The organism is Priestia sp. FSL R5-0597 (assembly GCF_038006305.1).
Taxonomy (GTDB): Bacteria; Bacillota; Bacilli; order Bacillales; family Bacillaceae_H; genus Priestia; species Priestia zanthoxyli.
Genome location: NZ_JBBOUZ010000001.1, coordinates 2,395,526 through 2,419,699, shown reverse-complemented (window position 1 = coordinate 2,419,699; position 24,174 = coordinate 2,395,526). Strand labels below are relative to the sequence as shown.

The 24,174-nt window shown below is 36.3% G+C and carries 27 protein-coding genes; 7 read left to right on the top strand and 20 right to left on the bottom strand.

What is annotated here, in order from left to right:
- Positions 1-193 precede the first annotated feature (193 nt).
- The gene (locus MKX72_RS12285) at positions 194-652 is read left to right on the top strand and encodes a MarR family winged helix-turn-helix transcriptional regulator (RefSeq protein WP_013057155.1); all 459 of its coding nucleotides are present in this window, start codon (positions 194-196) and stop codon (positions 650-652) included.
- A gap of 34 nt (positions 653-686) precedes the next feature.
- Here MKX72_RS12285 and MKX72_RS12280 read toward each other — a convergent pair whose 3' ends face one another.
- Positions 687-2,198, bottom strand: a complete 1,512-nt coding sequence (locus tag MKX72_RS12280; RefSeq protein WP_033579047.1) for a class I adenylate-forming enzyme family protein — start codon at positions 2,196-2,198, stop codon at positions 687-689.
- A gap of 411 nt (positions 2,199-2,609) precedes the next feature.
- Here MKX72_RS12280 and MKX72_RS12275 point away from each other — a divergent pair, with 411 nt between their 5' ends.
- The gene (locus MKX72_RS12275; protein WP_155008103.1) at positions 2,610-3,254 is read left to right on the top strand and encodes an SDR family oxidoreductase; all 645 of its coding nucleotides are present in this window, start codon (positions 2,610-2,612) and stop codon (positions 3,252-3,254) included.
- Positions 3,255-3,288: 34 nt separating this feature from the next.
- Here the strand turns inward: MKX72_RS12275 and MKX72_RS12270 are convergent, their stop codons facing one another.
- The 12 genes from MKX72_RS12270 to MKX72_RS12215 all read right to left on the bottom strand — a co-directional run bounded on the left by MKX72_RS12270 (position 3,289) and on the right by MKX72_RS12215 (position 11,141).
- On the bottom strand, positions 3,289-3,909 hold the full coding sequence (locus MKX72_RS12270; RefSeq protein ID WP_033579046.1) for an NUDIX hydrolase: 621 nt from the start codon (positions 3,907-3,909) through the stop codon (positions 3,289-3,291).
- 176 nt (positions 3,910-4,085) lie between these two features.
- Positions 4,086-4,361 (bottom strand): hypothetical protein, encoded by a 276-nt coding sequence (locus MKX72_RS12265; RefSeq protein WP_014459988.1) that lies wholly within the window; start codon positions 4,359-4,361, stop codon positions 4,086-4,088.
- Between the two features lie 196 nt (positions 4,362-4,557).
- Entirely contained in the window at positions 4,558-4,983 is a 426-nt protein-coding gene (gene fabZ / locus MKX72_RS12260; RefSeq protein WP_033579045.1) for a 3-hydroxyacyl-ACP dehydratase FabZ, read from the bottom strand.
- Between the two features lie 18 nt (positions 4,984-5,001).
- Positions 5,002-5,805: a cobalamin-binding protein gene (locus MKX72_RS12255; RefSeq protein ID WP_048020818.1), complete on the bottom strand. Its 804-nt coding sequence runs from the start codon at positions 5,803-5,805 to the stop codon at positions 5,002-5,004.
- Positions 5,806-6,199: 394 nt separating this feature from the next.
- A complete protein-coding gene (locus MKX72_RS12250) occupies positions 6,200-6,385 on the bottom strand; it encodes a hypothetical protein (protein ID WP_034266296.1) in 186 nt (61 codons plus the stop codon).
- A gap of 133 nt (positions 6,386-6,518) precedes the next feature.
- Positions 6,519-6,734, bottom strand: a complete 216-nt coding sequence (locus MKX72_RS12245) for a DUF378 domain-containing protein (protein WP_013057146.1) — start codon at positions 6,732-6,734, stop codon at positions 6,519-6,521.
- 133 nt (positions 6,735-6,867) lie between these two features.
- Positions 6,868-7,341: a DinB family protein gene (locus MKX72_RS12240; RefSeq protein ID WP_033579041.1), complete on the bottom strand. Its 474-nt coding sequence runs from the start codon at positions 7,339-7,341 to the stop codon at positions 6,868-6,870.
- 431 nt (positions 7,342-7,772) lie between these two features.
- Positions 7,773-8,588, bottom strand: a complete 816-nt coding sequence (locus MKX72_RS12235) for a protein-glutamine gamma-glutamyltransferase (RefSeq protein ID WP_033579040.1) — start codon at positions 8,586-8,588, stop codon at positions 7,773-7,775.
- Between the two features lie 128 nt (positions 8,589-8,716).
- On the bottom strand, positions 8,717-9,046 hold the full coding sequence (locus tag MKX72_RS12230) for a hypothetical protein (RefSeq protein ID WP_033579039.1): 330 nt from the start codon (positions 9,044-9,046) through the stop codon (positions 8,717-8,719).
- A gap of 95 nt (positions 9,047-9,141) precedes the next feature.
- Positions 9,142-9,351 carry a hypothetical protein gene (locus tag MKX72_RS12225; RefSeq protein ID WP_033579038.1) on the bottom strand — a complete coding sequence of 70 codons (210 nt, stop codon included), beginning with the start codon at positions 9,349-9,351 and terminating at the stop codon, positions 9,142-9,144.
- A 345-nt stretch (positions 9,352-9,696) separates the two neighbouring features.
- Positions 9,697-10,110, bottom strand: a complete 414-nt coding sequence (locus MKX72_RS12220; RefSeq protein ID WP_033579036.1) for a hypothetical protein — start codon at positions 10,108-10,110, stop codon at positions 9,697-9,699.
- Positions 10,111-10,322: 212 nt separating this feature from the next.
- Positions 10,323-11,141, bottom strand: coding sequence for a hypothetical protein (locus MKX72_RS12215; RefSeq protein ID WP_033579035.1), 819 nt, complete (start codon positions 11,139-11,141; stop codon positions 10,323-10,325).
- A gap of 123 nt (positions 11,142-11,264) precedes the next feature.
- Here MKX72_RS12215 and MKX72_RS12210 point away from each other — a divergent pair, with 123 nt between their 5' ends.
- Together MKX72_RS12210 and MKX72_RS12205 are read left to right on the top strand one after the other, a co-directional pair.
- The gene (locus tag MKX72_RS12210; RefSeq protein ID WP_155008104.1) at positions 11,265-11,765 is read left to right on the top strand and encodes a hypothetical protein; all 501 of its coding nucleotides are present in this window, start codon (positions 11,265-11,267) and stop codon (positions 11,763-11,765) included.
- Positions 11,766-11,812: 47 nt separating this feature from the next.
- Positions 11,813-12,277 carry a hypothetical protein gene (locus tag MKX72_RS12205; RefSeq protein ID WP_033579033.1) on the top strand — a complete coding sequence of 155 codons (465 nt, stop codon included), beginning with the start codon at positions 11,813-11,815 and terminating at the stop codon, positions 12,275-12,277.
- Positions 12,278-12,364: 87 nt separating this feature from the next.
- Here the strand turns inward: MKX72_RS12205 and MKX72_RS12200 are convergent, their stop codons facing one another.
- Complete coding sequence (locus MKX72_RS12200; RefSeq protein WP_186808519.1) at positions 12,365-14,872, bottom strand: FtsX-like permease family protein; 2,508 nt, start codon at positions 14,870-14,872, stop codon at positions 12,365-12,367.
- Positions 14,869-15,636 carry an ABC transporter ATP-binding protein gene (locus MKX72_RS12195; protein WP_080754425.1) on the bottom strand — a complete coding sequence of 256 codons (768 nt, stop codon included), beginning with the start codon at positions 15,634-15,636 and terminating at the stop codon, positions 14,869-14,871. The genes MKX72_RS12200 and MKX72_RS12195 overlap by 4 nt, the downstream gene beginning before the upstream one ends.
- A gap of 367 nt (positions 15,637-16,003) precedes the next feature.
- On the opposite strand from MKX72_RS12195, the gene MKX72_RS12190 reads away from it, so the two are divergent.
- Positions 16,004-16,417, top strand: a complete 414-nt coding sequence (locus MKX72_RS12190; RefSeq protein ID WP_033579032.1) for a thiol-disulfide oxidoreductase DCC family protein — start codon at positions 16,004-16,006, stop codon at positions 16,415-16,417.
- Positions 16,418-16,438: 21 nt separating this feature from the next.
- The gene (locus MKX72_RS12185; protein ID WP_154972924.1) at positions 16,439-16,924 is read left to right on the top strand and encodes a hypothetical protein; all 486 of its coding nucleotides are present in this window, start codon (positions 16,439-16,441) and stop codon (positions 16,922-16,924) included.
- 312 nt (positions 16,925-17,236) lie between these two features.
- On the opposite strand, the gene MKX72_RS12180 is transcribed toward MKX72_RS12185, so the two are convergent.
- A complete protein-coding gene (locus MKX72_RS12180) occupies positions 17,237-17,797 on the bottom strand; it encodes a nitroreductase family protein (RefSeq protein WP_033579030.1) in 561 nt (186 codons plus the stop codon).
- Between the two features lie 237 nt (positions 17,798-18,034).
- Positions 18,035-19,327, bottom strand: coding sequence for a Glu/Leu/Phe/Val family dehydrogenase (locus tag MKX72_RS12175; RefSeq protein WP_033579029.1), 1,293 nt, complete (start codon positions 19,325-19,327; stop codon positions 18,035-18,037).
- A 198-nt stretch (positions 19,328-19,525) separates the two neighbouring features.
- Here MKX72_RS12175 and MKX72_RS12170 point away from each other — a divergent pair, with 198 nt between their 5' ends.
- Positions 19,526-19,681 (top strand): hypothetical protein, encoded by a 156-nt coding sequence (locus MKX72_RS12170; protein ID WP_162871471.1) that lies wholly within the window; start codon positions 19,526-19,528, stop codon positions 19,679-19,681.
- A 9-nt stretch (positions 19,682-19,690) separates the two neighbouring features.
- Here the strand turns inward: MKX72_RS12170 and MKX72_RS12165 are convergent, their stop codons facing one another.
- The 3 genes from MKX72_RS12165 to MKX72_RS12155 all read right to left on the bottom strand — a co-directional run bounded on the left by MKX72_RS12165 (position 19,691) and on the right by MKX72_RS12155 (position 24,174).
- Positions 19,691-21,625: an alkyl/aryl-sulfatase gene (locus tag MKX72_RS12165; protein WP_033579028.1), complete on the bottom strand. Its 1,935-nt coding sequence runs from the start codon at positions 21,623-21,625 to the stop codon at positions 19,691-19,693.
- Positions 21,626-21,983: 358 nt separating this feature from the next.
- Positions 21,984-23,183 (bottom strand): phospholipase D-like domain-containing protein, encoded by a 1,200-nt coding sequence (locus tag MKX72_RS12160; protein WP_028413294.1) that lies wholly within the window; start codon positions 23,181-23,183, stop codon positions 21,984-21,986.
- Between the two features lie 145 nt (positions 23,184-23,328).
- The gene (locus MKX72_RS12155) at positions 23,329-24,174 is read right to left on the bottom strand and encodes a DUF2971 domain-containing protein (RefSeq protein WP_154988750.1); all 846 of its coding nucleotides are present in this window, start codon (positions 24,172-24,174) and stop codon (positions 23,329-23,331) included.

Genomic DNA, 24,174 nt, shown 5'->3' with positions numbered 1-24,174 from the left:
AACAAATGTTGTATGCGTTTCCTGTTATTACTATTCTTATATATAATAGCACGAAAACAAGGATTTTTTAACGAATTATGGTAATTATTTTAAAATTTTTCTGACAATTTTCGCGGTGTTGTTCATTTTTCTATGGGCATTATACATGGTATAATGGTAAAAATGGAATTTGTTTTATGAGGAGGATTTACGCTTGACTGAACGTTATAGCAAAGAAGAGATTAGTCATCAGCTAGAAAGTATAGATCATGTAAAAGAAGCTCTTTTAAAATATAAAAACACCGTAATCGGTGAGAAATATGATTTGCTTCCCTACCATTTAACTTCAACAAAAGAGGCAATCTTAAAGACGATTCACGATAAAAAAAGCTGTATTGTTAGCGATATCACAAAAGTACTTGGGCTCTCACCCGGTGCTATCACCATTGTATTAAATCAATTAGAAGATGATGAGCTTGTGAATCGTATATATAAAAAGCAAAACCGCCGAAGCGTGTGGGTAGAGTTGACGGAAAAAGGCGAAAAAGTTGTCGAAATATTGCAAGCTACTCGTGTCGATTTTTGGTCAGATTTACTTTCACACTTATCAGAAGAAGAAAGAGATCAATACTTTCACATTATGAAAAAAATATCTCAAAAATTACAGCAATAAATATAAAAAAAGCGGCTATAAGGCCGCTTTTTTATTATGCGTGTGCTAAGGCTTGTTTTTTCACTTCGTTTTTCAACACTTTTCCTACACTGTTTTTAGGAAGTGATGAAACAAATACAACAGTTGGCACTTTATATGGTGCTAGTCGTTCTTTACAGAAATTCACTACGTCTTCTTCAGTTAGAGCTGACGCTGCTTGTTTAACAACAAATGCATATGGAACTTCGCCGTACACATCATCAGGCATGCCGACAACTGTCGCTTCTAACACACCGTCTGCTGCTAGAACAACTTCTTCTACTTGATCTGGGTAGATGTTGTCTCCTCCATATACAATTACATCTTTATAGCGTCCTTCAATATAAAGAAATCCGTCTTCATCTAATCGACCTGCATCGCCCATCGCTAACCAGCCATCTTGTAAGACAGCATTTGTTGCTTCTTCGTTTTGCCAGTAGCCTTTAAATAGATAAGGGCTTCGTACAAGCACTTCACCTTTTTCTCCAGTTGGAACTTCTTGACGTGTTTCTGGGTCTACAATTTTAACTTCCACATGTGGAGCCGGTTTCCCAGCTGAGCTTACTTTCTTCCATCCCATTTGAGGATGCCATGAACTGATAATCCAAGCTTCTGTGCTTCCGTATCCTTGAGCTAAAATCATTCCGTTACGGTCATATTGTTCGATTAAAGACTCTGATACTTTTGTTCCGCCTGACACAGCAAGTTTTAGAGGGAAATCATAGTGATCTCCTTTTTCAAGCTCTTCTACGATGTATTTTAATGCTGGTGGTAGTGCAAACAGCATTTTAATGTTTTCTTTTTCGATTACCTCAATTACTTTAGCTGGATCTGTTTCTTCAGAACATACCATTGTGTTTCCTGTGTTAATGCACATAAATAAAATGCTCATCGAACTCATGTGGAAGAATGGATGAACAAATAAATAGCGCATGCTTTTATCAATATTTGCACGTTCTTCCTGTCCGCCAGAGTTTAAAAAGGCACTTACCGATCCGTGTGCAATCATACATCCTTTTGATTTACCTGTTGTACCTGATGTAAACATCATTAATGCTAAATCTTCAGGAAGTACTTCAGGAAGTGCTTCTGGTGTGTTTGTGTTATACGCTGAGAATTGAGTTGTAAATTCTTTTGCATCCTCAATTTTTAACGTAAAGCTAAGTCCAGCCGTTTGTTCCGCTTTTTCTAATACAGACGTAAATTCATTGTGGTGGATAATCGCTTTTAACTGTCCGCTTGTAATAATGCTATCAAGCTCATAAGGTGTCATGCTCTTACTTAATGGAACAACGACTGCTCCCACTTGTAAAATCCCCATTGTAACAACTGGGTAAGCAATGCTTGTATGAGCTAAAATACCAATACGATCTCCTTTTTGAATTCCTTTCTCTAAGAAGTAATGAGACAATTGATTTACTTTTTCATGAAATTCATTAAATGTATAACGTTCATTATGTTCAACTAGTGCTTCATGTTGAGGAGAAATCTCTGCACGTTCTGCGACTAAGTATTGTAATGTGTTCATTTTATCCTCTCCTTTGTCCGCTCGGACTAAATATTTCGTTCGTGAATATTTTAATGACTAAAACATAATAACAAAAAATTTTTCCGAAGTAAAAGTTTAAAATTATCAAAATGTGTTTATATAGGTTGTATCGGGAAATGTTAAAAGAGATACTGTTTTTAAGAAGTGTTGTATTACCAAGGGTTTGAGAAAGATTTACAAAATTTAAACAGTTCAGACACTGGGTTTAATGAACTATTTTTTTCCTTTTTTTGTTTGTAAATTAGTTTTTATTTCTTGTTTTTCATTTTTTTAATATATTTTCTTACTTTCCCCTTATTCACCGGATTTTGAGCTCATTCATTGAATGAAAACGGTGAATATGAAACAATAATATATAAGTATTTGGATTTGAAAGGAGCAAATTTAGACATGAAAGTTCTTGTAATTGGTGCGAATGGTCAAGTAGGCAAACATATTGTAAACATTTTGAATGAAAGTGATGTGCACACTGTACGTGCGATGGTTCGTAAAGAAGAACAAGCAAAAGAGCTTGAAGCAAGATGTGTAGAAACGGCTTTTGCAAGCTTAGAAGGCACTGTGCATGAAATTAAGGAAGTGATGAAAGGCTGTGACGCCGTTATCTTTAGCGCAGGATCAGGCGGCAGCACAGGTCATGATAAGACACTTTTAATTGATTTAGATGGAGCAGTAAAAGCGATGGAAGCTGCAGAAGATTTAGGAATTAAACGATTTGTGATGGTAAGCGCCCTTCAAGCACATCACCGTGAAAACTGGAATACTTCACTAATTCCTTACTATGTAGCCAAACATTATGCAGATAAAATCTTAGAAGCAAGCGGATTAACATATACAATTGTTCGTCCAGGCGGATTGTTAAACGAACCAGGAACAGGACGTGTAGATGCCGGTGAGAACAAAGAGCGCGGATCCATTCCTCGTGAAGATGTCGCGCGTGTGGTAGTAGAAACGTTAAGTGAAGATCATACATTCGGACGTTCTTTTGATTTAGTTTCAGGTGATACACCTATCACAGAAGCTATTCAGTCTATTTAATATAAAAAAGCAGCGAATGCGTATTCGCTGCTTTTTATTTATCATTTAATACATGTATTAAATGATAAATTACTTTTGCTGTCAGTCCCCATATGACTCGATCTTCATAGTAATAAAAATGTTCTTCCATCTCTCTTGTTTGCCAATTATAATTTTCACCACCAATAATCGCGTCATAAGGAAAATTATGTTCGGGTTCTACTCTGAAATTAATATTGTGTATATCAGGTTCGGTACGCTGAAAAAAAGAAAGAGGCACGGTAAATACTTCTGCTACTTCCGAAGGATTCGGTCGAAGTTCAAGCGACTCATCAATGAAACCTACATAAGGATAAATGATTGTTCCGAATTGAGAAACAATATAATCTAAAGCTTGTACGTGCTGAATAGATTGGGGTGTAATCCCTAACTCTTCAGAGGTTTCACGGATAGCCGTTTCTTTTTCATCTGCATCCGTCTTTTCAACACGCCCTCCTGGAAAACAAATTTCTCCGGGCTGTCTACGTAAATCGAGCGCTCTTACTTCAAATAAGACTTGTAGTTCCCCTTGTTTTTCAATAAGCGGAACAAGAATGCCGAAGCGGGAGAACTGCTCCATCCCAAGTATTGTCGGCATCCGGTTTTCTAACTTAGCTATAATGCGGGATGCATCCATACGTCCACTTCCTTTCACAAAATGAATTATCAAAAGAATAGCGAGTTATAAGCTGCGATGTCAACTAACCTGCAAAAGAAAGCTGTTATCTTTATTATATGAAGAGATGTATTGAATTGACACTACAATTGATAAAAATATATAACATAAATATAAATAAAAACAGATAGCACCGGCTACCTGTCTTTTTGTCTTGTTTTTAACAAACCATAAATAAGTAAAAAGAATGCCACCACACTGATAAGCAATCCTCCTACTTGCTTATCAGTGAGTCCAAAACGAAGCTGAAGCCAAAAGATAACCAAGCAAATCAAAATGACGCTGGTAGCTAAATAAAAGTAAATGCTGTAGAAAAACGGATTCGTTCTTTTCCGTTTGTAGACAAGTAGTGAGATGCCTATATACGTACCCAATAGTGTGAGTAATACAACAACTTCCGTTAATGTTCTCACTGCATTCTCCCCTCTCCCTTTTTTCTTCTATACCCCGTTTCTTCTTTTATCAAAAGGTAAAAAGGTATTCATAAAAAACCGCTTTTACGACATAAGGCGGTTTTCTCGCTACGCTTTATCCTGAATTATTTCCTTTTTTACATCGGTCGTTTTCATCTTGCTAACATCAGCTGCTTTTTTCACAAAGGCGTTTGTATTATACATCAAGAGCAAAGGTAATGACCGCTTCACAAGCTAATTCGCTGCCTACAAATGCTTTTCCTTTTCCTTTTACAATCTTTCCGCGCTGCTTAAGAATCTCAAATTCTAAGCGTAGTGTATCTCCTGGCCTTACTTGACGCTTAAAGCGACATTCATCTATTCCTGCTAAAAAAGCAAGTCTTCCTTTTTGGTGGTCATCCGTAGCCATGGCAAATCCGCCGAGCTGAGCAAGAGCCTCCACAATAAGTACACCAGGCATTACCATGTAGTCCGGGAAGTGACCTTGAAAAAAAGGTTCATTTGCTGTTACTTGTTTAATTCCTACAGCAAGCTTTCCTTCTTCTTGCTCTAAGATGCGATCAACAAGTAAAAAAGGATAGCGGTGTTGAAGGGTATGTTTTATTTGTTCAATATCTTTCATATGTATCGCTCCTTTTTCTTATAATAAAGGGTCCTTACCGTCAAATGCAGGAAACGTATCTGGATGAAGAAGCGGCGCGAGTTTTTTTAACCCTAACAGCAATCGGGGTGAAGGACGACAATACAGCCATTCTTCTAGTACATATACACGATGTTCTTTTATGGCCGGCATGTCAGACCAGTTCGGTCTCTTGTGTAAAATCGTTGGATTTACTTTGTTTGTCTGTACGCCTACCCAAGCCAAACACACGTGATGTGGATTTCGTTTGAGCACTTCTTCCCAATCACTCTGTACATTTGCTTCTTTGTGATCAGCAAATATATTTTCTCCTCCCGCTAACGCGCTAATTTCGGTCAGCCAGTTTGCTTTTCCAGGAGTAAAAACGGGTTTTGGCCACCATTCCCAGTATACAGTGGTTTTTTCGATTTGACGTGCCATTCCTTTATATGTAGAAAGAAACTGATCATACCGCTCTAACAGTTCAGCTGCTTTTGTTTCAATATTTAATCGCTGGCCTAAATCCTGTAGATTTTGACGGATATCTTCTAGCGAATTAGGATTATATACGACGTAAGGTATCTTTCGTTTTTTAAGTTCTTCAATATTTCGCTCCATTCCAGGAACGCTTAGTGAAGCTAGGACTAAATCTGGCTTGGCTTCTTCCACCGCATCCATATTAATAGATAAATCGGGACCTAAACGCGGCAGACTCTGAATAGACTGCGGCCAATCGGAATAATCATCAATTGCTACGAGCAAATGCTCACATTTTAAATACGCTATTAGTTCTGTATTGCTTGGACAAAGCGAAACAATTCGCATATTTCCCCTCCTGCATCCATTTCTTTTTTTTCTATTATACAATAGATTTCCATATAAAAAGCAGAGACTTTCACTGAAGTCTCTGCTTTTGGTGCTCTTTCTTATCCACCCATAGCACGATAAAAGAAATAAAAGAAACCCAAACAGCCAAGTGAACTAATGCTTGTAGTTAAAATACCGATTGAAAGCAGCACCTGTCCGTCTCTTTTTTGTTTGTATCGCAGCATATAATAAAAAGCTAAACAGGTGCCAATAAGTAAATAAATAGCCCATATGTAAGGTAGATTCTTTAGTTGAAAGATGTATCCTTGATTAAATAATAAACAGTAAATAAAAAAAGATTTACGATAAAAAAGATAGGAAGTACACTTTTATTCATCTATTAAACCCTCTTCTATTCTTTATTTTCTGCTATAGTTATCTTGTTTTGATTTCTCAGTTCATCCCGTATTTCACGTAAATATTGATTTCTCTCTTTCATTCGCTTTAACACTATAACAATAACAGCTATCATACCAGCAATGATTCCTATATAAAGAACTCCAAACACTAAGATAGGTACTACACCCCAAAGCTCCATCTCATCCCTCCTACTTTTTGGTTATTACCTTATTTTACCGTATTTTGTAAAGATGTCACGTCTTTTATCCATGAAAAAGGGAGTTTGAATATACATTCAAACCCCCTAAAGAGATAATAAAAAATAATATTTATTATAGCGCTTTGCTTTTGACACTTGCTCCCGTTCCGAAGAACTTATCAAAAATTTGATAAAGAGCAGACAGGCCAACTAACCAATAAATCGTTGTTACTAACCAATCCCAAGAGCCAAATAGCTCTTCTACTACATTCACGCCTAATGCTACAGCTAACCAATTTAAACCGCCTAAAATCACAAGAAGAGTCGTTAAACCTGAAAGAAATTTCACGTTGTCACCTCCTTGCGAACTGCATTAGGAAAAGCAGCTCATGTTACATCTTATGCGCTGTATAGATCAGTATATGCATAGGCGCTATGTAAAATAGTTATAAAGAATATGTGATTTATTCTTTTTTATTTCCTTATTGTGCAGCTGCTGCTTTCCCAATTTGCTTAATCGTTTCTACATGCATCGCTTCGTGATAGAAACTGAATAAAAACGTTTCGCCAACTGTTGTAAAGTTGATACCCGCTTTATTTGTAAAAGGTGTGATTAACTGCTTATCAAACTGCCCCGGCATGAACTCTTTAATACGGCGTGCTTGGTCTTTCAACACATTCGCAATTTCTTCAAGAGATGGAGCAGCCTCGTTCCAATCAGCAGGTTTTGTTCCGGCACCAAAAAAGCTTTCATAACTCTCTGGCGTTTGCATCGGTTCACCAGCTAAGCCAAACACAAGCTTTTCTTGAATAAAGGCAATGTGTCCAAGATTCCAGCGAATATTGTTATTGAACCCTTTTGGTGTGATGTCCGCTGCCTCTTCTGTTGTTTTTTCAAGGATACTAATCGTAATTCCTCTTACAACGTCCATATGTTTTAAAATCATGTTTTCCATCGTCTAATCTCTCCTTACGTTGTCGTATTAGATAAACTATTCAATGTCTATTGTGCACAAATTACCCCTTAAATGCCACTCATAACATTTAAACCTTAAAATAAAAGAAAATTCAAAAGAAAATCCCCCTATATAAAAACTAGGGGGATTTTTTAAGCAGAAGACTTTAAATTTGAGACAGGTCCTTTGTTTGGCTTCGGTTTTAGCTGACCAAGCTTATTTTTCAGATAATCTTTTAATGCGCCGCGTTTTCTCTTGCGTCTTTTATCACGATTTTTAATAGTAATCTCCTCCTTTCCTTTTAGTTTTAAGACCTGCGTATTAAATGGATTCTTCTTTTATACATAAAATCCTTTTGAATTCTCAAATTTACCTTCATGTAATTCTTTCCTTTTTACAAAAAAAGACCAAAGTATCAAAACTTTGATCATTCAAGCTACATACGTAATCGATCCAATAGTGGAAATAATAGCGCTGTTTCTGTCATACCAAACAACAGGTTCGTATCTAACCGCCAAATAACTGAGGTGAGCGGTGTGAAGTCTGACAATTTCATCTGACAGGTAAGCTGATTGCTTTGCGTTGTCTTTTCTCTTTAAATTTAACACTTCAATAATTCTTTCCCGCGTCGTAATTCCAATTCCATGACCAAAATATAGAGTTTCATCTAATACAATGGTGTTTTCACCTTTCCACTGGGGAGTATCAGGGTTATAATCAGGGTTTTTAAAATACGCACAGTCTCCGGGCAAGTAGTCAGATCCTTTATAACCATGGAGCTCAAGATCTTCATCGTATTGCCAATCGTGTAAGTAAAGATCAGCAAAAAGCCTGTTAAAATTTGCTTTTCCAATATTATTTAATACAGCTTTGTAAAAGATGATGATAACAGCCGTCGCGCACTCAAACGCGTATTCGTGTCCGTTGTAAAAAATATCATCGATGGCCTGATGAGGAGAAACGGTAGGTAGTAGCTGAAACCCTCCGTTATCGGTTCGTTTCCAATACTTTTCGTTGCACCTAGAACGGGCGAATGTAGCAAACCTAGCGCCGCTTTTGCGCAGCAACACAGACGATTCAATAATTTGTAATTTAACAGATACATCAAAATCAAGCTGGTCAAATGTAGCATACTCATACACTTCCCTATAGGCATCCATTTGTTTTAAAATGTCTGCTTTTTCTTTTGTTAACGAACTATTATTTAAATCGCTTATTTTCACAATTTGTTGATTAACTTTAATCATAGACGTTCTCTCCTTTACAGAAAATGATATCAATCACCTTCTCTAACAGGATATTGATAAAAATTTTTTTTGTGTATCTTCATTTATTTAAAATCGTGAAGATTAGGGAAAACGATGAAAGAAGTAAGTTAACCGCTAATTTTTTCATTTGTTCCTTTTTGTCCTTTTGTCACCTTTTTAAATATAAAGCGAGCAACTAACACGTACAGTGGTAACACAATAATGACGGCAATAACATTTAAAATCCAAGGTATTGTCCCCATAAAAACGTTTGAAGATGCTTTATCATACCAGCTCACAATAATTATTAAAAAGACAACACTGGATATAAAAGTACTTACATATCCCTTCTTATAGTTTGTACTTCTCACAGCAACAACAAAGCCAATTACCAATGAAATGCCTGCTGACATTAAGACAAAAATCAAAAATAAATTTGCTACCTTTTGAACGTCCATTACTTCCCTCTTTCTTATAAGATTTTCACTCCAGAATTTTCGTTGCGTCACTTATAAAAAAAGTAAATTTAAGTACTTTGAACTGCCTAAAACAATTAACGCCCTTTTCTAGATACAATTCCTACAGTATTTTGATTAGCCGCTTCACTTTGTTTTTGATCAAAAGTTACTATTAAATTGTATATAAAAATTAACAAACCACACCCAACCATAATCCAACGCATACTTCCTTGGAATGCAGAATTAAAAATGTTTGCTAAAACTATTATAAGTCCTGTTGACATGTTAAGATAATTCCAAAACAAGCAAATCGCCCCTCCTTAACCATTGCTTCTTCTTTTCTTAGGTCTTAATATAAATTCGTAGATGAACCAATAAATTAGAGGAAATAAAACGATAACGAGAAACCCGTTTTCAGCCGGTATATATTTGTAGATTAATAGCATAATAATTGCAAACACAAGGTAAGCTATCCAAAACCCTTTATCTCTTTTACGCATACTTACCACCTCTCTCTGAACTGAAATAGCATCCTAACGTCTAACGTATTTTCTATATACACAACCAAATCCTTTCTTAAAAGTACGTTATTAGCGAACGCCATACCAAGATAAGCCTAATTTTTAAGTCTAGGCTTATCTTGGTACTACCTATTTAGCAAGAAATACTTCTTCATTCACATTTTCAAAAAACGACTCCAACCTAGAAAAGTCCTCCTTGTTTCCCCGTGTAGAGAAAACTTCTTGATCATCATGAACAACAACCATCGTAAAAGTTGATTTGAAAATTGTAAGGATTTGCTTTCCTGTTTTTATTTCCCTGATTTTATTAAATGGGATATGTAATACAATAGGCAGCTTAGAGAAAACTTCTCCGTAAAAAAGTAGGCTTTTTTCTGTATAAGCTAAAACACCTCGAATAGGTACAGAATTTCCATTTGGTACACCTACAAGTCCCGAAAATCCACTTTCACATTCATAGTAAGTTAAAATAGATTCTCTAATTTCTTCGTCGCTATCTACCCTTTCTTTAAACTCTTTAGTTGCTCTCTCTTTTAAACTCATACTATCCCCCCTATAGAAATTACTTCTTTTTAACGTACACCTAACTAAATTTTATAATAATTACACTTTTTTGTAAATTTCAGGTATCTGCCACCTAATTAATCTTTCTAGTTAAAATAATTCATACAAAAAAGTGCTTGGATATTTAAATATCCAAGCACTTTTTTGTTAATCCCCTCAAACTCCAAAAACTTTATAGGAAGGATGCGTTTTTAATACTCAGGCTTAGCAACACCTAAATTCGATTCAAAATCAGTAAGGTACGTGCGGGCTCCGTTATATTTCTCTTCTTCTTCATAGTCATAATTATTACTTGTGTACGGATTCTTAACAATGTTTTTATATGATCTGATGGTTTTTAATTGAGTATCCAAGGAATAATCAAAACCTTTCATTGCTGTTTCTAATTCTTCAAGCTGTTCCTTACTAAAAGCATCTCGATGCTTTTGTAATTCATCTTTTATTATATGCAGTTTGTATACTGGTCCGTTTGTTATGTCATTAACTGTAGGTTTTATATCTCTATTAATATCTTCTTGAGAAGAATGGAGGTGGTCGTAGAAGAATGATATACCTAGATCCTTGCCGTCATCCCAACCTCTGGTGGCCTCGATAACCGAATGCATATTTTTCATCATTGTCACTTTATATATTGTTTTAGGGGAAGTGTATTTCGTATAAGCTTTTAAAGCCTCTTCTCCATTTAGTTTATCAACATCTTTTTCAAGGTTATTGATACTTATTTCTAACTCGTCATTATTCATTTTATTAACCTTTGCAGTACTGTTAACGGACGTAGATAACAAATTAAAATCATTTTTATAACTTTGAAACGTTTTTTCTATGTCCTCATCTTTATTAATAAGACGATCACATTCATTTTGGAGAAACGTTAACTCTATTTTTATTTCTTTTTGGGCTTCTTCTTGTTTTGTATTTTTGCTAATTGATTCTTTTGAGGTACATCCCATTAAACTAAAAGCAACAGTTAGAACAGCTGCTCCTGCTGCTATCTTCCTTGAATTCTTCATTGTGAAACTCCATTTCTTTGTTGTTTAACTTTTACATACTGAACAACTATATCACATAAATGGATTATTTTAACTATTTATATTAAGATTAAAATTAAAGAAATTAATAAAACGGGGGTTTGTATGAAAAAGTTATATTCTGCATTACTCGCATCTCTACTGTCAGCCATTATACTAACGGCTTGTTCAGAAACGAACGTAAACAGTAAAAAAGACGTGGGATTCTATTCTAGTGAAGATGAAGCCTTTGAAAATGCAAAAAAAGAGTCTACAGGAATACAAGATATTATCGGTGAAAGCAAATATGTAGATAACGAAAAGATTGTTATCTATACAATTAAAGGAAAATCGAATGTAGGTATAGGAACAGCTACATTAACTCAAAAGGATCAAAAAATCCGTTGGTATTTTAATGGGAATCCAGCTATTATTAAACAATCAAAGGGAAATACAGATATCACTAGTGACATAACGACTCCAAAAGGTGTAAAGTACGATTTTTATGCCGGTACCCCAACAAAATCAAATATGACAATTGAAACCCGTACCGATACTGAAGTGATCCCTCATATTGATAAAGAATATGATATTTATTATTACCTCTCCCCTGTTCCAAGCAATTAAGCAGCAATTTTTTTATTAGTCGCAACTAACCAAGGGGGACATTATATATGAAAGAGTTTATAAAATTATCTCTGTTTATGTTTATTATCGTTGGATTATCAGGGTGTATAGGCGAGGAATATGACTTCTCTCCCCCTACGGTTACATTATCGGCCAATGATGTTGTGGATGTTGAACTGAAAGAAACTAATGTAGATTGGCGCGGTGAAGAAGGAAAACAGTACAGAAAGGAAACAAATACAAGGAATAGTATAAATAGAGCTAAAAAGCAACAACAGCTAGCTGTTGCCCCTGAAACACCAGGGAATTTAAGGTTTGATAGCGAAGATTTTCTTGTTAATGACATTAGTTCTTATACAATAAGCACTAGTAATGCGAAGCAAGATATTAGAATAAACGAACAAGATAGAACTTTTGCGTTCCCAAAGAAAAAAGGGAATTATGTTTATTTGCTAGAACTCCAAACTGATAGAGGCTACGCACAATATGTAGGGAACGTTGTTGTTAAATAAATAACATAGAAAGTAATAAACCCCAACCTCTACAAAGAGATTGGGGTTTATTACTATTATAGTATTCTACTATACCTACATGAGAGGTCACTTATTGTCATTAGTAAGCTCTATAGAAAGATCTTGTCCAGATATTTTTCGACTTACGTATGAGAATAAAAAAGTGCTAACTACAAGCATTGATACTACTACAGAAAGAATTGTTTTATAATCTATAACAAACTTCCCTGGATCCATTAATAGCAGAATTAATGTTATTAAAAGTCCCATTACAATTCCATATATTACTCCAATCGTAATATATAAATTCACTTGTGAAAGAATGACTTTACGAATGGATTTTGGCGTCATGCCCATCGCGCGTAAAACAGCAAATTCTTTTCGTTTTGAATAAATATTATTTGCCAATGAATTAAATACTCCTATCATGGTAGAAAGAACCAATGTGGCAATAACAACTATAAAAATTCCCCAACGCTGATAAAACATTTCGTTTGCTTCTTTAACAGATTGATCATAGCTGCTTACCTTTAATTCGGGATACTGGCTTTTTAAGCCCTCAATTTCTTTTACAGCGGCCTTTACATTCGTAGCATCTATATATAGGCGGTAAAAATTCACATCTTTAAACTCCTTGTTTTTCCAATCTAAAAATGCCTCATAGTTGTCAAGAAGATGGTCAGGTATAGCTGTTACGACATAATCTCCTTTAGGTATTATATGCCCCTCTATAATTGATCCATCTTGATTTTTAGCATACATACCTAAATGGAGTACCTGACCTACTTTTACATTATGACTTTCAGCAAATTTTTTAGACACTATTATACTATTCTCTTTATTACTTCCTTTTACATAAGAGAAGTGCTCTAGAAGTCCTTGCTTCTGCAATCTTTTCAAGTCAACCACATTGTAAAGAATATCTGTAACCTTTTTTGACTTTGAAATCTCCCCTAAGCCCTGGTTGCTCATGTTGCTAACGCTTTTTACGTGAGGCAATTGTTCAGCCTTTCTAGTGAGTTCTGCTACATCTATTTTTGAATCATCAAGGCGAGTTTCCACAATAATGGGCATTACATATTCTTTTTTTAAGTAGGTTAGTCCATTATTTTGAATGGTTCTAAATGTAATTGACCCAAATACAGTAATGACCATTAATCCGCATATTATTAAGATAATCATTGTATTTTTTCTAACTTGAGGAATTAGATTTTTAACGGAAATATAAAATTCTTTCCCAAATAGTTTTTTTCCATATGGTAAAAACCACTTTAATCCTTTAGTCACTAGGATAGGAAAGATTAGTATAAAGGCAAACAAGACTAAAATAACTGTAATTAGTAACATCCCAGGTCCGTATGTGCCTCTTGTAGGAAATACCTGGCTTCCTATAACTAAAAATAAGGACATTGCTATTAGTACCTTGAAAATTACTATTCTTGTCTTGGAAAAACCATAGTTAATTTTCTCGTTCTTCTGCATTGTTTTTAGTGGCAATACTTTTGTACTTCGATAAGCTGGAATGAGTAAAAAGAATTGAATAATAACAAACATTACAACTGTAATGATAACGGCAGTACCTACGTTAAAATCAGATGGAGAGGAAGCTATTTTCGACACTTTTCCTAACCAGCTGTATAAGTACCTTTGACTGCAAAAGGTTAGCAAAAACCCGACACCTGTACCTACGGTGTTTATAACGGTGCTTTGAAGTGTGATAATCTCGCTAATCTGTTTAGCAGTGGCTCCTATCGACCGCATAATGGCGAACTGATTCCTCATTTTGTAAAGCAAAAGCTCAAAGTTTGAAATGAGAATAAGAGACGTGATGATTAATACCAATGCCGATAAAACCATAATAAATGTATGTAAGGATTGTAAATTATTTTGCACGCCTGCATCTTGTTCAGCTATATCAATACGTAAGTCCTTGTTATATGATTTAATATGATTGGCCAACTTTAAGGCGCTCTCGTTTTTTTGTGCCTTTATTAATAAATAAGTCGCTTCCGCGCTGCTTTTTTCTTTTGTTTGAATATAGCGTTTTACATTCTTTTGATTAAGTATCAGCATATCCGGTGCTACTCCAGTAGCGGATAAATCATTTACGGTTTCCGCTAATGTGTATGTTCTGTTTTCAATAAGGACTTTATCACCAATTTTTATGTCTAAATCTTGGGCTAAGCTCTTATTCATTGCCACAGAGCTACTATTTAGAGGTTTGGAAAAGTGATATCGACTTTTAGCTAAGTAATCATTTTTAACACCTACTGTATAGATAGAGGCATGTAGTTGATTTAGGTTTAAATGAGCAATAGATACTTTTGATACCTTATCTACCATTTTATCCTGGTGAATTTCTTCAACTAAAGTTGATGTCAAAATTTTGCCTTGATTCATATCAAACCCTACGGACAAATCCATCGCACCGTAAGTTTGTTTTAATTGACTTTTTAATGTGTCCTGCGCATTAAAAGAGAATAAAACCATACTAAGTACAAGCATGGTAGAAATAGCTACACTTACAATAGACGAAAACACAATGAATTTATTGGACTTAAATAAACGAAAAGCTAAACCTCGTAGTGTTTTCATATCTTAAGACTCTCGGCTTTTGTAATAAGCTTAAACTTCTCTAGTATATGATCCAAATCACTATTTCCACTACAGATATACGTATCGACAATAGAGCCATCATGAAAGAATAGAACGCGATCTGCATAAGTAGCTACATTAGGGTCGTGAGTAACAAGAAGTATGCTTTGGCTAAGTTCGTTTTTTGTGGTTACCAGTGTGTCTAGTATGCCTTCGGAAGTATTAAAATCAAGGTTACCTGTAGGTTCATCTGCCAGAATAATAGGTGGGTCAGTTATAATAGCCCTTCCTATAGCTACGCGTTGCTGTTGTCCACCTGACAGTTGTACAGGGCGGTGTTTTTTCCAAGCTGTTAAGCCCAAGAGCTCAACAACGTTATTTACTTTTAAATCAATTACGTCCGATGTAAGTTCCTTTAAAACTAGCGGAAGAGCTATGTTTTCTTCTACAGATAAATCTTTTAATAAGTGGAATGATTGAAAGATAAATCCAATGTTATCTCGTCTGTACGCTGAAGCTTGAGGTTCTTGGAACATATCTTTTGAAAGCATTCCGTTTAATTTAATCGTTCCACTAGTTGGCTCATCAAGTGCTCCTAAAATGTTCAGCAGTGTACTTTTTCCTGAACCACTTGTTCCCATAACAGCAACCATTTCACCTGCCCCTAACTGAAAGGATATATCATTTAGTGCAGTAACTTCATAGCCCTCTCCTTTATAAACTTTAGTTAAATTTCCCACCTCTAAAATATGTTGATTCTTCACGTCTTCACCTCGAAGTAAGTTTCTTTTTTTGTAGTAGCAAAGGTAGTTCACGCTTTTATTACATCTACCTCGTAAATCCCACTATATCTAGTACGTTTCAAAACAGGAATAGTTTTACATTTTGTGAAAAAAAGGAAAATTTTTTAGTTATTTATAAGAAACACAGAAAAGTAGAAGTTTATGAGATAAGCTGCTACATTCAAATTCAAACAAAAACAGTGTTGTATTTGACTCTGTTTTCTTGCTTAAATTCACTTGAACTCACATAAAACATTTCCACTTTTACCCTTATGTCTTGTAGTCCCACACGTAAACAATTATACTTATTTTAGTAAATATTTATAAAAAAAGGAAGGAGAGGAACGTCATGCCGCCAAATCCATCACACCATCCTATTATTCTATTTGATGGTGTTTGCAATCTTTGCAACGGATGGGTACAGTTTGTTATCAAACGAGATTCACGTGCTCTATTTCGTTTTGCGTCGCTTCAATCTGATACTGCGGGAACCTTGCTGCGTAAGCATAACTATGAGCACCCACCACTTCACTCGGTCATTCTTCTTATGAACGGGAATCTTTACACAGAGTCTACGGCTATCCTACATATTGTCCGCCAGCTTCGAGGACCCATTCAACTAATGGCGTGTTTCCAAGTGGTTCCCGCGTTCATTCGAAACCTGTTCTATCGTTTCATTGCACGTAATCGGTATAAGTGGTTTGGAAAACAAACGTCATGTATGTTGCCAACCCCTGAAGCCAAAATGCGATTTTTGGACTAAGCATACAAATGGAGGAAAACAATGCGTTTATCAACAAAAGAGAAATTTCGTTTAAGTATTCTTGCGACCCTAAGGTGGACCATGGCTATTACGTTTCTTATTTATGGAATGGCCAAAATCTACCCAGGACAATTTATAACAGGCGATTTCGTGTTTGATTCAACAAAAGATTCTGCGATGAAACTGGCGTGGTATTTCTTTGGGTATTCTGATTTCTACAACTATTTTATTGCCACTGGCGAATTATTAGCTGCGTTGTTATTGGTGATTCCGCGTACCGCGACACTAGGGAACATTATTTTTCTCCCCATTATTGCTAACATCACCGTCCTTAACTATTGTTTCAACATTCCTGCCAAAGTGGTGTGTGTTCCGCTTCTTGTGATGAGTTTGCTATTAGTATTGATGGAATACTCAAAGTTAAAAGGCATCTTCTTTGTCAACACTGCTACCCCAACGCAGAAAGTAGACGTTCAATCATCCGAAAGGAAGGTGACCGTTAAATGATCGTCTTTCTTTTGCCGCCCATTATCTTCGGTTTGGCGTGTACTTATTATTTTGGTCTTCGCAAAGAAGACTGAACACAGACAACTCCTTTTTTGTTCTGATTGTTCTGACTAGTAGTTACGGAAACCAGGGAAGTTCGCGATAAGATACTAAAAAGAACTAACTGCTGCAGGTAAACCCATAAAAGTGCAAATTGATGCCGCTGCATGTTGGCATTAAATTTCTTTATGCCACTTTCAAAAACAATAAAAAAGGCAGCAGCTCAACTTATGAGCTGCTGCCTTTTATTTATAGAAACACAGAAATAACCTTTTAACGATACCAAATGGTTTTATCTTGATACGGAATACGTTTTGATGAAGCTTCTTTATTAGGATGTCCGACGTAAATTAAACCTAGGAGCTTATCGCCGTCTTCTAGAGATAAAAAGTCATTCAGTTCTGACTGATAGACAATATCACCCGTTCTCCAAATTGTAGCCAAACCTTGTTCTTCCGCTACTAATAGCATATTTTGTATGCTTGCCGCTACGGCAGAGATTTCTTCAATTTCAGGCACTTTTCCTGAAGGACTTACTGCTACAGCAATAATGACAGGAGCGCGAAGCGGTCCTTTTTTTGCTTTTGTTGTTTTTTTCAACGCTTCTTCTTCACTTAAGTGAGCCGTTTTTTGCTTCATAATACGTTCCATTTCGTCTCCTAAACGAACGCGTGAATCCCCTGTAAACACTCGGAATTTCCAAGGCTCTGTCTTTTTATGGTTAGGAGCCCAAGTGCCTGCTTCTAACATAAGGTCGATAGCATTTTCTGATACGTCTTTGTCTTGCATAGCCCCAATCGTTCTTCTGGCTTTAATAATATCTAATACGCTCATGCTTTCTGTCTCCTTTTCTACATTCAATTTATTAGTATAGGTATGTATATATCTTATATATAGAATAATTGAAAATCATTCTCACTGTCAATTGTTTTGCCATCATTCGGGTTGCGATAAATAAATATGCCAATTTTTTATGCATGTTTGTTTTTTGAGCAGGTTTTCTTTTAATTATTTGGCAGTTCCGGTAAATAAAAAACGATTTGGAACATGTAGTCCAAATCGTTTTTTATCTTATACCCAGCCGCGGAAACGAGAAGCTTCAGCTGATTTTTTGATTCCTGCCATGTAAGCAGCAAGTCTCATGTCTACGTCATTTTCTTGAGCGATTTGATAGATCGTTTCAAATGAATCCACCATTACCTTGCGTAATTTGTAAGCTACTTCCTCTTCAGACCAGTAGTAGCCTTGATTATTTTGCACCCATTCGAAGTATGAAACCGTTACGCCTCCAGCACTCGCTAAAATATCTGGCACTAAAAGCACGCCTTTTTCGTCTAAAATGCGCGTAGCCTCAAGTGTAGTCGGTCCGTTCGCTGCTTCGACTACAATAGAAGCTTTAATGCGATGAGCGTTACGAACCGTAATTTGATTCGAAATGGCTGCGGGTACTAAAATATCACATTCTTTTTCTAATAGTTCTTCGTTTGTCATCACATTGGTAAATAAATTCGTTACGGTACCAAAACTGTCGCGTCGATCAAGCAGGTAATCAATATCAAGACCAAGCGGATCATAAAGAGCTCCGTACGCGTCTGAAATGCCAATTACTTTTGCTCCTGCGTCATGCATGAACTTAGCAAGAAAACTGCCGGCATTTCCGAAGCCTTGAATAATAATCCGTGCTTCTTGCAAGTTAAGGTTTTTCTTTTTAACAGCTTCTTCTATACAAATGGTTACTCCTTTAGCCGTTGCAGTTTCGCGTCCTTGAGATCCTCCGAGTACGATAGGTTTTCCGGTAATAAAACCAGGAGAATCGAACTCACGCAGTCGGCTATATTCGTCCATCATCCACGCCATGATTTGAGAATTTGTATAGACATCCGGTGCAGGAATATCTTTAGTAGGCCCAACTATTTGACTGATGGCTCTTACATAGCCGCGGCTGAGTCGCTCTAGTTCACCAAACGACATGTTTCTTGGGTCACATACAATTCCGCCTTTACCTCCGCCGTATGGAAGGTCGACAATCCCGCATTTTAAACTCATCCAAATGGATAATGCCTTCACTTCTTCTTCATTTACTTCAGGATGAAAGCGTACGCCTCCTTTAGTAGGCCCGACAGCATCATTATGCTGAGAGCGGTAGCCCGTAAATACTTTTACCGATCCGTTATCCATTTTAACTGGAATACGAACCGTCATCATTCGCAGCGGTTCTTTCAACAAATGATACATTTCTTCACCATACCCTAGTTTTTGAAGCGCTTCTTGAATAACAGTTTGAGTAGATAAAAATAAATTAAGTGATTCCTGTTCTTGCTGCTGTTCTTTTTTTAATTCACTAGCTGTTTTTGTAATGGACATTCTGTTCACCCCATATTAATCATTGAAATTTCTCAATGATTTAATATGCAATTCCTGTGCCAATTTCGGCGGTTTTACAACGCTTTTATTTTATAAATAATCTGCACTAGCAAGCCTTATATTCCCTGCATAGGCTGATATTAGTATATACTTAAAGAAATAAGACAAACTATTTATACTGAAAAGGAGGAAAGTGCTATGTTACATGAAAGAAAAGAACAAGAGCGAAACAATCACTATATAGAATGCTGTTCCATCTGCGGAGAAAGGCTAACATCTTTTCAAGAAAAAGAAATCTTCACATGCGACAGCTGTTTTGAACAAAAAGTCAACGATGTGCTTTCTGAGCTGTAATCAGGTACTCTATTTTTTAGAAACAGGTGTCACAATATTAAAGTTTGGATCAATAGAATCCTGACAAGACAAAAAGAAATCCCATTTTGATTTATCTCCTTGAACAAATATGACCGAGCTATAAGAGTGATCATTTGTAGTTGTTAGCCGGTATAAGGTATCTTGCCACATCGTTACCGTCACCTCAGCTTTCTTTCGCGTATCTCCAAGATACCTAAAGATTCCATGCTTAAGTTCTGTGAGAGCTACTTCATTACGATCGGGTATCACAAACAATATACGATAGTTACATGCGCCCGCCTTTAATCCATCTACGCGAATGCTAAATAGTTCTAAAATATTTTTCAAAGGAAGTGTATCCCATACTTCTTTTGTAATAATGTTGACTGGCAGCGGTATATTACCTAAACGAAGTTCTTTGGCTCCTGTTAAATATTCATTTCGCCAAGGACCAGATTCAGCTATATACCCTAATTGTTCAAGCGCGTCTGCGCATAAAAGTTTTGCCTTCACATGGTGAGGATCAGCGTAAATAACTTGTTTGGTCACTTCAGCTACCCATTGATAGTCGCCTTGTTGAAAACAGCGCTGTGCTTTTTGGACAATGTTGTCCGCTCCGCCCATATACTCTACATATTTCTTAGCTGACTCTTCAGGAAACAGTTTATTTAAATCTACAGGATTGCTGTTATACCAGCCCATATAGCGCTGATAAACCGCTTTTGCGTTATGGTTAACCGTTCCATAAAAGCCGTTTGTATACCACTCGTGAGATAGGGTTTCCGGTAGCTTCATCATTCGGCCGACGTGGTCGATGGTATAGCCTTGATTCATCAGCCTTAATGTTTGATCATGAATATATTGATAAACATCTCGTTGATTTTCGATATATGTGATGCACGACTCGTTTCTGAACCTTGGCCAATTATGTACCCCAAATACAGTTGTTAGTTCTTGGCCAAATAAATCGATTGCTTGCTGCAAGTATTTTGCCCACGCTGCTGCGTCTCTTACTTTTGCTCCTCTAAGGGTATAGAGGTTGTGCTGAGTGGCCGTACAGTTTTCTGCAATACAAAGAGCCTTTTCACTAGGAATATAGATGTTCATTTCAGCAGGCGCCTCCGTCCCTGGCGTAAGCTGAAACTGAAATGAGACGCCGTCAATTTTCTTACTTACATAAGAATGATGTTCGGAAGGATGAATTTCTTCTATTCCTTTAATAAGCGTGATTGTTCCAAATGAAATTTCTTTTCCGATGCCGTTGTCAATTAAGCCTTTTTCATCGCGTCGCAGTCGAATACCGTACATGTATTGACTTCTTCGTGTCATTGCTGTTGCCGCCGTGACGTTTTCATCAATAACCGCATCCATAAATCCAGCAGGAGCATAAACTTTACTAGTTTTATTTTGTGTTGAGTCAGGTAATATCCCTAGAACTCCGCCGTAATGATCTATATGCGAATGAGAGAAGATAACAGCTCTAACAGGACGCTTACCGCACTGCTGGTTTACTAGTTCAAGCGCTTTTTCTGCCGTTTCTTTGGATGTTAAGCAATCAATAACAATCCACCCCGTTTTCCCTTTAACAAATGTAATATTAGCCATATCAAAGCCTCTTACTTGAAAGATGTTTTCAGTTACTTGATATAAACCGGCTTGTACATTTAATTTTCCTTGTTCCCACAGTTTAGGGTGGACAGTAGCAGGTGTAGATTGTTCAAATAAAAAAGCGTACTTTCTTAAATCCCATACAGGATACAGCTGATTTTTTTTGAAAATCAGCGGAAAAGGTACGCGTACAAGGGCTTGGTCATCCGCAAGATTTTGTTCTGATTTCACTTGTTCCCAGTCTATTTTTTTATAAGTCTCAGCATTAGTCGCTGCAGTCTTTTGAGTAGCATCTTTTCGGCCAATCGTTAACTCCCGTTCATAATCAAACAGCATAACCCCCTCCTTTTTATTATTTTATGCGTAAAAATAAGACGAAGTACAAAAGAGAGAGAAAATAGAGTCAACAAAAAAGAAGATGCGCTTAGCACGCATCTTCTTTTTTATACTGAATATTATGTTTGAATAGAATAGTCGAGTATTCTGTCTGAATTAGACAGCCTAGCACTTAGTATAACGATTGTTTACCAATGTTCCTTTTGTAATTAAAGCAAATCTTCCTTCTAAGGTGCTCAATACGTTTCTTGAAGTCGCTGTAAAACAATGCATGTGTACAGTCTCTCCTTTCCTGTATTGGCCTTACATAGAATATATACCCGGGGAAAAATAATTAAAACTTGATTTGGGTATTTTTTCAAAAATAATAATAAATCCATTCCGGTGTTTTTTTAAGAGAACGTTCCCATTTAGGGATTTCATCTATTACTGTTTTGGTTAATCTGCGGCTGTTTGTTTTATCTTCATTAATTTCTCGTTCTATGTGTGCAATCATCTCGCGATCATAAATAAGACAGCTCGCTTCATCATTTAAATAAAAACTTCGGGGATCCCAGTTGGCTGTGCTAATATTGGCAATCGTATGATCGATGACCATTACTTTTCCGTGAAAAAACCCCTTTTTATATAAGAAAATTCGAATACCTTTGTTTAATAGTTGCTCTGTTTTAGGGTAACTAGGCGGTTTAGTGAACCACGCATCGGTATTGTCCGGAAGTATAATATCGATTAAAACGCCTTTTTCTTTTGCTGAAATAAGTGCATTCATTAAATGTTCACTTGGAATAAAATAAGGGGTAGCAATGGTAAGCTTTACTTTGGCACGGTTGATTAGATCAATCATCTTTTGCTCAAGTTCTTCTCCAGTTGAAAACAATAGCTGATAGTTTGCTCCATGAGAGCGAGCGATAGGAACTCGCTGAGCAGATATATGTTGTCCCGTGTCTTCTTCCCAATCTTTCAAAAATTGCTTTTCAATTTCAAAAATACCTTCTCCTTTAATTCGCAAGTGGTAATCACGCCAATAGCCCAATTTTTTATGCTTCCCTAAGTATTCTTCTCCTATATTAAAACCTCCGAGATAGGCTTCTTGGCCATCTACTACGACAAACTTTCGATGATTTCGATGATTAATGCTATAAAAAAAGTGCTGCCTGCTTGCTTTTCGACTAAAGGTAAACTCAACTCCATTTTTCTTAAGATCATCTATGAGTGTTCGGGAGAGATCGTTTCCTCCAAAACGATCTACAGAAAGTTTAATCTTTACCCCTTCAGCTGCTTTCTCTTTCAATAGCTCAAATAGCTTCATGCTGATGTTGTCCGCTCGAATAATAAAAAATTGAATGTACACGTACTTTTTTGCTTTTTTAATATCCTCAAATAAAGTAGGATATAAACTACTTCCTTGTGTATACAGCGCTATCTTGCCTTGGTAAACAGGCGTTTCGATAAGCGGATGTACACGAACATAAGCGTTATAGCCTTTTTTTACGTCCCATTGAAAAAACAAACACAAACAAAGCCCGCATACTAAAATAAACAGCATTTTTTTAACCATACTGTACTCCTGATTTGTCTAATATGTATATATAGGCTTTGGAGGTTTGTTTTATTTTATATGAGGAAATGTATGGAAATATAAAACGTGTAACACGAAAAGCTTAATCATGTTTTGATTAAGCCTTTGTGTACTTCGCTAGCATTTAGTAAATATAGTCCTTATACAAGTCAGACTGAATAACCTTTTTATAAGCGAGACCGTGTTTCTTAGTAAGAGCTTTTACCTCATCTACACAGCTTTGAGCGCTTCTTGGCGATACGTAAATATCGTTGATAAGCTGATGTAAATTACATGTAAGGAGGTTGCCATGCTCGTGAGAAAACTCATACGATCTTTTTTCGAGGATATCCATTCGTTTTTGCCATTGATTTGCGGAAATACCTTGAATTTCGAATAGCTTTTGCAGCTTCCAAGCGTGTATACGACTTGCTACAATAACAAGCCTCAATTCATTTTCATGCTGATAGGATTTGCGCTTGTAAAATAACGTGTCATATACAGAGTGACTGATCATTTCTTTTTGGAAGTCTATGTACTGCACTTTTCCAGAGAAGATTTTATAGCGTAAATCTTTAATACTGCACAATAAGTTTTCATAGGTGGTTTTAATAGCTACGCCATCATTCCCCTTTAAATATAGGTCCCACATTCCAGCAGCTTCGTAATTATTGATATGCCAGGATGAAACAGCAGAAAATTCATGGATTTTTCTTATATAGGTTCTAGAGGTACGGTTATGACGTTCGCCTTTTTTTCTTAACTCTTCTATGTTCCACATCGAAGAGCATCCTTCAAGGGGGTCTGAAAATGCATCAGGTTTTGCGAAAAAAAGCGCATTGGTTTCTAGTAAATCTTGAAAATCAGACAGCGGCATAAATCGCCATACCGTCGGATTATTGTGCACCTTATAGCGTTCATCATAATCGTCATAGCTAGATTCGAATCTTTTGGCATATTCGTACGCTTTCTCTCTATAAGCTAAATCCAT